The following is a 12413-nucleotide window of genomic DNA, read 5'->3' as shown; positions in this document are numbered from 1 at the left end:
CGCCATCAGTGCCTGACCGACAGGACCGCGGCCGTATCTCCAATCATCTTCTCCAGCGCGAGAAGCGTGCAGATGTAGATCGCTCCCCCTGTGACGACCTGAAGCAGGACCGTCGGCACGCGCTGCATGCTGAATGTTTCGGCGAAATGGCCGAGCCCGTAGACGGCTATGGCCATCAAGGCGATGGCGACCGCAACATAGCCGCTCTTGCGTATGACCTGGCCCCACCCGAGGCCACCGTAGTTTTGCTGCAAATGCATCGAGGTCAGGAAAGAGATCAGCGATGCGACACATTGGCCCCAGGCCGCAGCTGCGACGCCGAAGGGCGCGGTAACCAGGACGAGCGACACCGAAACCAACGCATTGAGCAACAGGGTTCGCGGCATGCGCCTGATATTGCCCGACAGGGACAGAAGCGCCTCGGTGACGTAACCCGGGGTCAAAAGGACCTGCTTCATGGACAGGATAGCCACAAGGGCCGCGGCAGGCGCCCATTTTTCACCGAGCACGATGCCGATCAGGTCGGACGATATCAGGGACAGACCGAGATAGATCGGCGCGGAAATCGCCATCAGGACGGTCATGAAGACGGTCGCGGATGAACCGGCGTCGCGAACCGACCTTCCGTCGGCGCCGATCACCATGGCCGACCGGCGAAACAGCGTCCAGGCAAGCATGCGCGCCGGCTCGCCGATGAGTTCGGAAAATGCCGCCACGATGCGTTCCGCGACGCGATAATACCCCGCCTCCGTAAGACCGAGAAAACTGCCGATCGCCAAGGTTCCCGAATAGGAACGCAGAAAGAGGATCAGCCGGTTCGACAGGATATGACGCGAGAATTCGAGAACCTCGCGTGCAAAGGGCCAGGTCAGGTACGGATTGGGAAACCAGCCGAGCAGGATTGCAGAAGCGCCCAGACAGACTAGCTGCGATACGAGCCTGCCGGCCACAAGCGAAAACACATTCCACCCGAGCCACAGTCCCAGCAGGGTCGCGCAAAGTCCCGCCACCTCGCTCGCTATGCGGATGGCGGCCTGCTTGCGCAGAAGGCCACGGGCAACCAATAGCCCGTCATAGACGGCATAAAGAGACGATGGCAGGAACCAGCAGCTGAAGAGAACCAGAAGCAGCGCCTCGTGCGACCGGCCGAAATGGAGCCAGGCGACGGCGGCTGCAAGCAGGCCCGCGACGGTCACGAGCATGCCGGCAATGATCGAAATCGTGCCGATCTGGTCGAGCTCGCGCTCGCCGCATTCGGCCTTCATGACGAACTCGCCCCACCCGCCTTCCGCAATCACGACCAGCATGACCACGATGGCGGAGCTGAAGGCATAAAGACCGAATTCGGCCGATTCCAGCACACGGGCCGCAACGAGGAATATCAGAAGCTGAACGGCCTGCGAGACGATTTTCGAAACCAGCGTCGACGCTCCGTCGCCGACGACCGATGGCATGCGGGAGCGAAGCCAATGTCTCAGCGCGGCCCAACCGGTCCTTTTGGGATGAAGCGGGAGGCTGTCCATCAGCGCACCATCACGACAGGCTGAGGTGGGCGAGAACCAGAATTCACGATGCCTGGTCGGGTAGTCCAGGCGAAATATGCTGTGAACTTGGACAATGGCTTCAAGCTTTGCACCAGATAAAATGTATAGTGTTCCCATTCAGGACATGATTCCGTGCAATGAAGCGCTGCCTGTAAGCGGGAAAAGCTGGAAATATACGATATCATTTCACAAAGACTTCTCCCTTGGACACCGGGGTCCGATCGAAATTCTCGGCAACAGAAGAGGAGCTTGCCGGCCATCGTCATGAAACACCACGCAGAGCCGCTTATGAAAGACGACAACCATGACCGTATCGCCTCAGGACAAACGGGCAGGTCGACCCAGAAATACCTCCTTCGATGGATGCTGGTAATCTTTTGCCTTGTCGTATGGGTCGCTGTAGCCGCGTTCTTCATTTGGTAAGACGTTCTTTTTCATTGCGCGCGAGCAGCACGACACCGACGGTTTTGACGAGAATGGCAAGATCGGCACGCATCGAACGGCTGTGGAAGTAATCCAGGTCGAATTGAATGCGCTCTTCATAGGTGGTGTCGGCCCGACGATTGACCTGCCAGAGGCCCGTGATGCCCGGCCGTAGCCCCAGATAGCAATAGAGGTTGGATCCGTAGCGCTCGAGTTCGGAGGCGACGACGGGACGAGGCCCGACAAGGCTCATCTCGCCGCGCTGGACGTTCAGCAGCTGCGGCAGCTCGTCGGCACTGCTCATGCGCAGATATTTTCCGAGCCAATGCACGCGTGGATCATTCGTCAGTTTCTGCGTCGATAGCCACTCCAGCTTTCGCTTCTCGTCGCGGGCAAGCAGCTCCGCCAGATACCGATCCGCATCCTTGCGCATCGTGCGGAACTTGAGGCATTCGAACGGCCGTCCGTCACGGCCGATGCGGGTATGGCGGTAGATGATGGGGCGGCCATCGACCAGAAGCAACGCGATCGCGATGACAAGCAGCGCCGGCGCCATGAACAACAATCCTGCACCGGAAAGAAGCAGGTCGACAACGCGTTTCGAGCGGCCGAACCGTTCCGCCCTTTTTACTTCGCGGCGAGTTCGCTCGCGGTGGGCAACGTCGTCAAAAGTCGATAACATATCTCAGACCCCTCACCACTCTTATGCTTCTCCCAAGAGGCTGCCAGCTGCCCCCATCCTTGACAATTGACCCTGCGGGCATCGGGCTAGTCCCATTGGCGTAGGGGGTCGAACAGGCGTCTAACCACAAGCGTCAGCTCCTCTCATCGATCAGCCGACCCACGACCGAAAAGTCGCCGATTGTCGTTGTCTTCGCGGCCAGGCTACCCGCATTTGCGCGTTCCAGAACGTCATCGTAGAACGCCAGCAACGCGTCCAGCCATGATGCCGGCGTGTGTGCGAGGTCACCCGACCGGCGGATACAGTTCACGCTCATCATACGCAGCAGCATATCGTCGCCGGCAAGCCGGCGCATTCCGCTCGCCAGCGTTTCCACCTTGCCGCTTTGAAACGTCAGCCCGCATCCAAGAGTCACGAGCTCGTCGCTCAGGAGCGCCGTATCCGGTAAAATCACGGGTATGCCGCTTGTCACGGCCTCGAGGGCCGCCAGCCCGAACGGTTCGGGCACGCGCGATGAAACGACGAGGGCGCGCGCGTGGCAAAGTATGCTTCGCATCTCTTCCTTGGATTTCCATCCGTGGATGGCGACATCCGGAAAATCCCGCTCCAGGCGCGCCCGGCCGGCGCCGTCGCCGATGACGGAAAGCTTCACGCCGGCAAGCCGCGCCGCCATCGCGGCATCTTCAAATCCCTTTTCTGGTTCAAGCCGGCCGACAAAGAAGAAATCGCGGTTTTTCCACGGATCGGAAGGACGGCTGAGAAAAGGTTCGACCGGATTGCGGATGATTTCGATATTGGCCGGCTGGATCTGCCCTCGCGCGAAATAATCGAGCATGCGATGGTGTACGACCACAATGTTGGCCGCAACCTGCCGGATGGGATAGTAGTGCTCCCGCAGCAGGTGGCGCGCCGAACGCCAAAGCTTCTCGTGATAGCCGCGTTTGTCGCAATTCGTCGTCAGGCAACCGATCGACATTGGCGTAAGGGGGCAGACCTGGTTCCTGCGATAATTGGCAAATCCCCCGTTGGGACAGGAGAGAAAATAGTCGTGGGCGTGCAGGACGACCCGTTCGCGCACCGGCCATAGGGCGCGGAAGATCGAAGGGGACAGGATCTTCGACCAGCCATGGACGTGATAGACGGTGCCCTCCGTATCGGCTTCCGAAATAAGATCGCTCAGGCAAGTGTAGGCTTGGCGATTGTAGAGACCGTTGGCAAATGCATTCAGACGGCTCTGCTGCATCAATGGTTGTGCTGCCAGATTGATGGTTTCGGACGCTGGCCGATCGGAGCCGGCGGTATCGCCGGCAAAATAGGTTACGGCGATCCCCGCATCCTGCAGCAGGCCGGCCGAAAGGATGGCCAGATTCGATGCGCCGCCTATTCTCGCGGAACGATCGTTGATGACGACGACACGATCAAGACCTGATGAGCGCGCCACTGGACTATTCCAACGCTTCGATATTTTGCGGCGCCAGCCTGCCCTTCAGCAGATCGCGGAACGCGATGACGTTGCCTTTGAGCCGCCCCTTGCGGTCGACCCATGGCTCCGGCCGCCAGACCTTGACGAGATTGGCCGCGAGATTGCGGACGATCTGCATCGTGGCCTGCGGCACGCTCATGGTCCGTTTGCGCATGAGATAGAGCGGGTTTGCAATCTGCGAGTAGCCGAGGCGGAGACCACCCGATCGGCCGCCTTTGGTCCCGAGGTGAACGCCCTCGAGCTGCCTGGCGCTGACGACCTGACCGTAATGGGCGACCAGCCGGCTGAAATCGACGTCCTCGAGCCATCCGTAGAACGGCAGGTTCTCGTCGAAGCGCAAGGCGGCGGCCCTGACGATTGCCATACGGATCGCCATGTTGCAGCCATAGGCATTGTAGATCGGCCGAATCTGCATGGCATGCTCCGATCTGCGGCCTCGCTTGACATTGACCAAACGTAAGCCGTCGCGAACGGAGATACCCGGCCCGGTGATGCCATCGGCCAATATCGTGCCGGTGCACATGGCGACATCGGGCTGAAGCTGAAACAGCCGCTCCGCCTCTTCGACATAGGTCGGCGTCATCAGGAAGTCGTCATCGAGGAAAAGAACGACGTCGGCATCCTGAACGCTATCGAGGATCCGATTGCGCTGGCGGCAAAGTCCACGCTCGGAAATGAGCACCCGGACAGGAAAGTCGAGATTTCGCAGGCAGCTTGGATCGATATCGTCCGGCGACGAAAGGCAGACGATAACCTCGTCCGGCTTGCGGGTCTGGCTGGCGATATGCGGTAGCATGGACGACAGGATATCGCGCCGGCCGGTGCTTGCGACACCGACGACGACCTTCAGGCGACGCCCCGCGGCATGGCCCGTGAGGCGCCTTGCGGATGCCCGTATCTGGCGATTTTCCGATCTGCGTCGCAAAAAGCGGGCGTGCTGGCGCTGGCGCTTCTCGTGGCTGCGATTGGCAATGATGCCGAGGATGTTGATGGTCGTCGTGCCGAAGCTGGCAAGCGCGTCCGACAATCGCTCGACGGTCATCTTGTTCGTTTGCCCGACGACGACGACGATGCCTTCGAGATAGGTACAGATAACACGCGTATCGGCCGAGTCTTCGAACGCCGACATGTCGACGATGACGACCTTGTATTGCCGCCTCAGCAGGTCGATCTCGGCCTTCAGCGCAGGGAGATGCCCATAGCGCTGGAAAGCGGCAACGGATTTTTCCGTCTCGTCGACGGTGACGACCGGAACACCACCATGGGCCTGCCCGATCTCGGCCGAAGGCTCGTGATCGGCCTTCGCGACCAGCTGGCCGGCTTCATGAGCGACGGCGTAGCGGCGCGGCACGTCGTTGATGCTCAGCGCCTCCATGCCGAATTCCGTGCCGGACTCCGTCACCACGCAGCTCAGCCTTGCATTGAGAAAGTCGGCATCGACCAGCACGACCGAGGCGCCCTCGTGCTGGTAGAGCTGGGCGAGATTGGTCGCGATCGTCGTCTTGCCCTCGCCGGTGCCGACCGAGGTGATGCCGACCACCATGGGGGCGTTCGGCGGGAACGCGGAGTCGATCGAATGCTTGACGCCGCGCAACGCCTCGGAAAACTGCGAGTAAGGCGTGTCGAGAACGGATCTCAATGGCAGCATGGTTCGTCGCCAGGTGGAATTTGCCACCACCATGTTCCCAGGCAGGAACGACGGGCTGGAATAGACGGGGACATGACCCAGCGAGGTGATCCCCAGTTCCCGCCGCAGCTTTTCGCTGGAACTGACGCGGCGATCCAGGCCATCCCTCAAAAGGGCGGCCATCACCCCGGCGGCAAGGCCGAGCATGGCGGTGAACGGCACTACGAACGAGGATTTCGGCCATGTCTTTGCCAGCGGCACCGCTGCGGCCGTGACGACGCGGACGTTGCCGAGCGGGAACGATTCCTTCTGCAGCGCCCCTATCAGCTGCTGCAGTATGCTTTCATACATCCGGCGATAGGTGGTTGCCCGGCTTTCCATCTCCGATAGCTCCACCCGTGCCAGATTCTTGTCCGCTCCTGCTTCCTTCAACGAGGACAGTTCATCCCCGAGAAGTTTTTCGCGGGTCTGCGCGACCTCGAGATTTGACTTGTAGACGGCCTGGATGCGGTCGAATTCCTTGCGCATGTCACCCTTCAGCCGATCGATTTCCTGCTGCGCGGCGACGATGGCGGGATTATCGGCATCATATCTGCCGGCAAGATTGTTGAGCTTGATGGTAGCGGCTCCGAGATCCTCCTGCAGCTTCTGGATGCGCGGGTTGTTCATCGTCTCGTCGACATCGCCTTCGACCTTGCCACCTGCCATCAACTGGTTGAGGGTGGCAAGCTTGGCTGTCTCTGCCGCGGTTTGCGCCTTTGCAGCAACTGCCTGACTGCTGATCTCCGACAATTGCTGCTGATCGAGAGACGAGGACGTGCTGATTTCCATGATGCCGTTCTTGGCACGGAACGCTTCGACGTTCATGGCTGCCTCGCGAGCCTGCCGGCCGACTTCGATCAGCCGCGTTTCCAGCCAATTGGCGCCGCTCTGCGCTGCGGAGGCGCGCTCGGAGAGACCTGTGCTGATATAGGCTTCCGCAATCGCGTTGGCTGCCTGCGCCGCCTTGTACGGATCGACCGAACTATAGCCGATCTCGAGGATATAGGATTGGCCGACGCGGTTGACCGAAACCCGGGAGAGGAAGGAGGCCATGGTGCGGCGCATCAGGTCGTCCTCGCTGACCTCGGCCTTGGCGCCATCGCTCTCTTCATGCTTGAAGTGGCTGATGATCGCGCGCAGCTTGTCGTGCAACGCGGCCTGCCACGACACGCCCCCGACGATTTCAGGATCTTCGGTGAGGTTGAGCTTCTCGACGACGGCGCGCGCTATCGCCTCGGATTTGACGATTTCGACCTGGCTTGCAATTTCGGCGGCTTCAATGATGACCGTGCCGGTGAATGCATCCTGCGAGACGATGCGCCCCTGGTCGGGATCCATGACGAGCCGTGTGGTCGCCAGATAGACCGGCTGCGTTGTCGCCATATACAGGCCGCCGATGCCGATGCCTGCGCCGGTGAACAGGGTGAAGATCAACCAGTGACGCTGCAGGAAGCGCCAGACATCGCGAAACGAGATATATTCGCTGTCCCCCGCGCCTTTGCTATCCGATGGAGTGCCCCGCAAACCATTGCCGATTTCGTGAATTGCCATGTTCGTCGCCCCACTCTTGCTCGCTTATCGTTATTGGGATTGACCGGCATCGGCTGACGAGAGCGTCGCACCGTCCAGACTTCCGGAAATGTCGTAGCGCACATCGAGAACATCTCCCGGCTGCAGCTCGGTCGCGTCCGATGCCTTGATGGCGTCGGCCTCGCTGCCGCTTCGGGTAATCCAGTATTCAAGCGGCTGAAGGTCGAGCGCCTTCGTGGTTTGGCTCCGCGAAAGTGACGCTCCGGAAATCTGCAGCAGTTGCAGCGTCGTGTTTCGCTTCAGCTTCGTATCTTCGATTTCCGCCTCGGTGGTCTGCAGTTGTTGCCCCGCCTCCGTCTTGCGCTGCCCCTGGAGATTGAGAGCGTCGCGCTCGGTCTCGCTCAACTTCTGTTTTGCCTGCATCGATGCAACGACAAGGTCCAGCTTGCCGGCCTGCATCTCGGCGACGATCCTTTCCAGCGAGGTCTTGCGCGACGTCGTCAAGATCTTGGTGTCGACCAGCTTGGAAATGTCGCTCAATTCGTCCTGCGCGATCTTCACCTGCTCGTCCTGCGACGACATCTTCTCATCGAGGATGTTGATTTCGTTGCGCAGCAGCGTTTCAAGATCGCCGGCGGCGTCAAGCTGCTGACGCAATGCCGCTGCTCTCGCATTGAACAGATCGACCTCGCTCGTCATGATCAAAGCCACCGCCGATCCTTCGGGAGCGGCCTTGATCTCCGGCGGGAAGACGATCGCCGTCTGATCATTGAGTTCGGCCATCAGACGCGCCTTGCGGGCGCCGAGCTGTTTCAGCTGCAGCTCCATGCGGCTGACTTCGCCGGCGTAGCTGATCTGCTGGGCCTCCGAAGAGTCGCCCGTCTGATTGGCGCGGCGCTCCCGCCCGCCGGCCATGGCGATCGCCTGCTTCACGGTCAGGCCGGGCTTGAATTCCAGCTCGCTCGGCTTCTCGACCGCGCCGGACACATAGATCATCGGATACTTGACGACTTCGACCGACGCCGTCGGCGCCACGGCCAGGCCGGTAATCTGCTTCAGCTTTTCGCCGATATCGGCGCTGATATCGTCGACCGTCTTGTCGCCGACCTGCATCTCCCCGATCATCGGGATCGAGATGGAGCCCGATTGCGACACGACATATTCGCCGTTCAGGGCGGTCCATTCCTTGTATTCGCCTGTCGCGGCAATCCATTCGACGATGGCGACCTTGATCCGGGTCTGAGGCACGACATGATACACGCCGCCCGTTGCCGCATGGACGTTGCCGGACAAACCCGTTCCGGCAAGCAGCAATGCCAGGACGCAAGGCACGAGAAGCCGAGACGGCCTCGAGGCAGGATGGTGAGGCAAAGCGGAAACTCCCAACATGAACCAAACTCTCGCTTCTGTGTCGCTTGCGCGATCAAACTGGCGAAGACGCCATCAGACGAGATCAGCAGCTGAACGCATAGCGTGTAAATCCCCTGCCGCAGCAACAGGGATTATCATTTGTGAGAGGGGGGTAGGCGATCCTGCGATCTCTTGGTCGTGCGGGCATATCCTTGTGTGCAGGCCGCGATCGGCAGCTAAATCTTTTGGTTACTCCCTTCGACCATTTGGATGCCGTGGTGAACCGATGTGGGCCCTGTCGCAAAAGTTGCCACCTGCCCAATGTTGTTTGAACCCATGGAGGGAAGAGCAATGCGGGTAGCGATCGTGCATTACTGGCTGGTGTCGATGCGGGGCGGCGAAAAAGTGGTCGAGGCCCTCTGCGACATGTATCCGGACGCCGACATCTTCACTCTTGTCTACGATGAAAACCGCGTCTCGGAAAAAATCCGCAAGCACAAGATCTACACATCCTTTCTGCAGCGCATTCCCGGTGCCGTCAGATCCTATCAATCGCTTCTGCCGCTCATGCCGTTTGCGCTGGAGAGCTTCGATCTCAGCGATTACGATCTGATCATTTCCAGTGAGTCCGGTCCGGCCAAAGGCATCATTCCGTCGCCGCGGGCGACGCATGTCTGCTACTGTCACTCGCCCATGCGCTATCTTTGGGATCACTACCACGTCTACCGCTCCCACGCGGGCCTGGCATCGCGGCTGATGATGCCGATGCTGGCGCCGCTGCTGCGCTCCTGGGACGTCAATACGAGCCTGCGCGTCGATCGTTTCGTGGCCAATTCGCATCATGTTTGCGATCGGATAAGCAAATATTACCGGCGTTCCGCAACCGTCCTATATCCGCCGGTCAATGTCGACGATTTCACGCCGGCGACGTCGATCGAGGACTTCTACCTCTGCGCCGGCCAATTGGTTCCCTACAAGCGGGTCGATTTGGCGGTGGCGGCCTTTACGCGGATGAATCGCAAATTGCTGGTCATCGGCGAAGGCAAGCAAATGGAGGAGCTGAAGCGCGCAGCCGGCCCCACCGTCACCTTCCTGGGCAGGGTTCCGTTTCCGGTGCTCAAGGAGAAGCTGGCCCGTTGTCGCGCCCTGATATTTCCCGGCGAGGAAGATTTCGGCATCGTTCCGGTGGAAGCCATGGCAAGCGGCAGGCCGGTCATCGCCTATGGCAGCGGCGGCGCACTGGAGACGGTCATTCCGGACCTGAGCGGGGTCCTCTTCGGCAAGCAGTCGGTAGACTCGCTCATCGAGGCCGTGCTCGATTTCGAGGCCACGGAACATCGCTTCCATCCCGACGAACTGCAGGCACACGCGGAGCAATTCAGTCTTCATAAGTTCACGGCGGGCATGCAGACCATCATCAACGAGGAGCTGCTGATCCGCAGGACCGACCGGTCTCGCACCCATCGTCCCATCGCGGCCATGCAACGCGGGCTCGAAACGCAATTGCCCGTGCTTGCCACAAAGCCGCACAGCACCACGCTCCAATAGGCCGGACCGACATCTGAACCCAAAGCACACTGGCGATGGCCACGCGGGAAAAAGCGGGGCGACGTCTTGGAGCCATGAAACGTGAGGAACGATCACTTTCCCGCGGAGCAACCTGGAACGCTCTTCGCATCGGCGGCCCGCATCTCTCCCTGTGTCGACGCAAAATATCCCGCGTTTCACCCGTCCAAGCATGACCGATCGGCAACCGCAGCTTTCACCCGGCCGCCGCCCACCACTTCTCTTTGCCTGAAACGAAACAAGTCGTAACCGGAACGCGTCTTTTAGTCAGCATATGTCCCGACAATCATTGCTAAATCATGATCCAGTAATATATTCGCTTATAGCGGTTGCCACGTTCTGGTAAGTTATGTCCTGCGCCTGCACGCTCGATCAGACCTGCGACTTTCGATCCGCAGGGTCCGATGCGAACTGGCCAGTTCAAACTGAACACGGCCAGATATTGCGCAGCCGGGTTGGGAGGACCAGGCCTTATGCCCGAAAACCGAGTGGATCGGTCGCAGAAAATTCCCGAACCTGACAACGGCTTTGAGGCGGCGATCTCACTTTGGAACCTCGATCTCAAGCTGATCGATTCCTCCGAAGCATTTAACGATCATATCGGTATTGCGTCTCGGAAAGACGTGGCACTGTGGGAGGCCTATCCCATGCTTGCGGAGCCGGCGCTTGCCGCGCTCGTCCGGCAGGTGATCGATAGCGGTGAACCCCGGACGATCGCGCTCGCCGCGCGCAAGCCCGGAAATCGCGACCTGCTGCTATCCCGCATTCAGAAAGGGCTCCTGATCGTCGAGAGCAGGAGAAAAGCCGATGAGAGCCTGTCGTCAGAAGACAGCGAAAGAGAAAGGCTCATCCATCAGGCGACGCATGACGTCCTGACCGGATTGCCCAACCGCCGCCAGTTCAGCGCAGCGCTGGCGCAACTGCTCCCGGCCAACGGGAAACTGGGGCCTGCGCTCATGCAGCTCGATCTCGATGACTTCAAGCCCGTCAACGATACCCTCGGCCACGGCGCTGGCGATGTCGTATTGCAGCTGGCCGCCGCCCGGATCAAGGAAACGCTGGGCCGGGCCGGGACGGTCTACCGGCTTGCCGGCGACGAGTTCGCCATCATCCAGGTGGGATCGCAAAGAGCCTTCGAGCCCGAAAGACTGGCAGACGAGCTGATCGCCGAATTCAAGAAGCCTTTCACGGTCAATGGAATTTCCCTCTTCGTCGGCGTCAGCGTGGGAATTGCGATTGCTCCGCGCGACGGCAACGAAGGAGAGCAGTTGATGAAAGCTGCCGACGTCGCCCTTTACGCAGCGAAGAAAGAGGGACGACGCCGGGCGCGAACCTTCGACCCCGGCATGCTCATCGTGGTCGAACAGCGGGAATTGCTGCGGCGCAGCCTGCGCGTGGCGCTCCAGCGCGATGAATTCTTCATCGAATATCAGCCTCTGGTGAAGCCGCCCTCCAGCGTGGTGGGCTTCGAGGCGCTGCTGCGCTGGCGGCATCCCACCCTGGGGATCATTCCGCCGGCAGCCTTCATTCCCATGGCGGAGGCCGATGGCCTCATGCGTGAAATCGGCCAATGGATGCTCGAGGAAGCCTGCCGCGAAGCCCTTGCGTGGCCGGCGCATTATACGCTCGCCGTCAATCTTTCGCCGGCCGAATTCCTGACGCCGGGTCTTACCGATCGTATCTCGCAAACGCTCGACGTCGTCGGCTTTCCGGCGGAGCGTCTGGAACTGGAAATCACGGAAGGGGTGCTGCTGGAGCGCACCATCAACAATCTGGATACGCTGAACACCCTCAACGTGCTCGGCATACAGATTTCGCTCGACGACTTCGGCACCGAGTATTCCTCCCTCAGCTACCTCAAGAACTTCCCCTTCGATACCATCAAAATCGACCGCTATTTTATCAAGGATCTCTTGCAGGATACGAAGAGCCAAACGATAGTTCGCTCGGTGATCAGCCTGGCCCACGGTCTGGATATGCGCGTAACCGCCGAGGGTGTCGAGACACCGCAGCAGGCGGCATGGCTCCAGCAAGAGGGCTGCGACCGGTTGCAGGGCTTTTGCATCAGTGCGCCGCTTCGCGCCGACAGACTTGAGGAGTTCATAAAGCAGGGCACACGTATCCAATCGACTGCACCTTTTGACGAATTTCGCGCCGGCCCCTGAC

At 60.1% G+C, this 12413-nt stretch carries 7 protein-coding genes; 2 read left to right on the top strand and 5 right to left on the bottom strand.

The genetic code is table 11. The features are described from left to right. Positions 1–5: 5 nt before the first annotated feature. The 5 genes from ACQZ6J_RS30065 to ACQZ6J_RS30045 all read right to left on the bottom strand — a co-directional run bounded on the left by ACQZ6J_RS30065 (position 6) and on the right by ACQZ6J_RS30045 (position 8624). A complete protein-coding gene (locus ACQZ6J_RS30065) occupies positions 6–1454 on the bottom strand; it encodes an oligosaccharide flippase family protein (protein WP_449086713.1) in 1449 nt (482 codons plus the stop codon). Between the two features lie 502 nt (positions 1455–1956). After that, on the bottom strand, positions 1957–2649 hold the full coding sequence (locus tag ACQZ6J_RS30060; protein WP_163992005.1) for a sugar transferase: 693 nt from the start codon (positions 2647–2649) through the stop codon (positions 1957–1959). Between the two features lie 133 nt (positions 2650–2782). Continuing rightward, the gene (locus ACQZ6J_RS30055; protein WP_449086712.1) at positions 2783–4090 is read right to left on the bottom strand and encodes a glycosyltransferase family 4 protein; all 1308 of its coding nucleotides are present in this window, start codon (positions 4088–4090) and stop codon (positions 2783–2785) included. A gap of 4 nt (positions 4091–4094) precedes the next feature. Further along, entirely contained in the window at positions 4095–7352 is a 3258-nt protein-coding gene (locus tag ACQZ6J_RS30050; RefSeq protein ID WP_449086711.1) for a nucleotide-binding protein, read from the bottom strand. Between the two features lie 30 nt (positions 7353–7382). Further along, positions 7383–8624 carry a polysaccharide biosynthesis/export family protein gene (locus ACQZ6J_RS30045; RefSeq protein ID WP_449086710.1) on the bottom strand — a complete coding sequence of 414 codons (1242 nt, stop codon included), beginning with the start codon at positions 8622–8624 and terminating at the stop codon, positions 7383–7385. Positions 8625–9032: 408 nt separating this feature from the next. On the opposite strand from ACQZ6J_RS30045, the gene ACQZ6J_RS30040 reads away from it, so the two are divergent. Together ACQZ6J_RS30040 and ACQZ6J_RS30035 are read left to right on the top strand one after the other, a co-directional pair. Further along, positions 9033–10229 (top strand): glycosyltransferase, encoded by a 1197-nt coding sequence (locus tag ACQZ6J_RS30040; RefSeq protein WP_449086709.1) that lies wholly within the window; start codon positions 9033–9035, stop codon positions 10227–10229. A gap of 491 nt (positions 10230–10720) precedes the next feature. Continuing rightward, positions 10721–12412 carry a putative bifunctional diguanylate cyclase/phosphodiesterase gene (locus ACQZ6J_RS30035; RefSeq protein ID WP_449086708.1) on the top strand — a complete coding sequence of 564 codons (1692 nt, stop codon included), beginning with the start codon at positions 10721–10723 and terminating at the stop codon, positions 12410–12412. Position 12413: the final 1 nt, after the last annotated feature.

The sequence above is a fragment of the Rhizobium sp. A37_96 genome, assembly GCF_053521765.1.
Note: the sequence above shows the minus strand (reverse complement) of the source record. Positions and strands in the feature narration are given on the sequence as shown.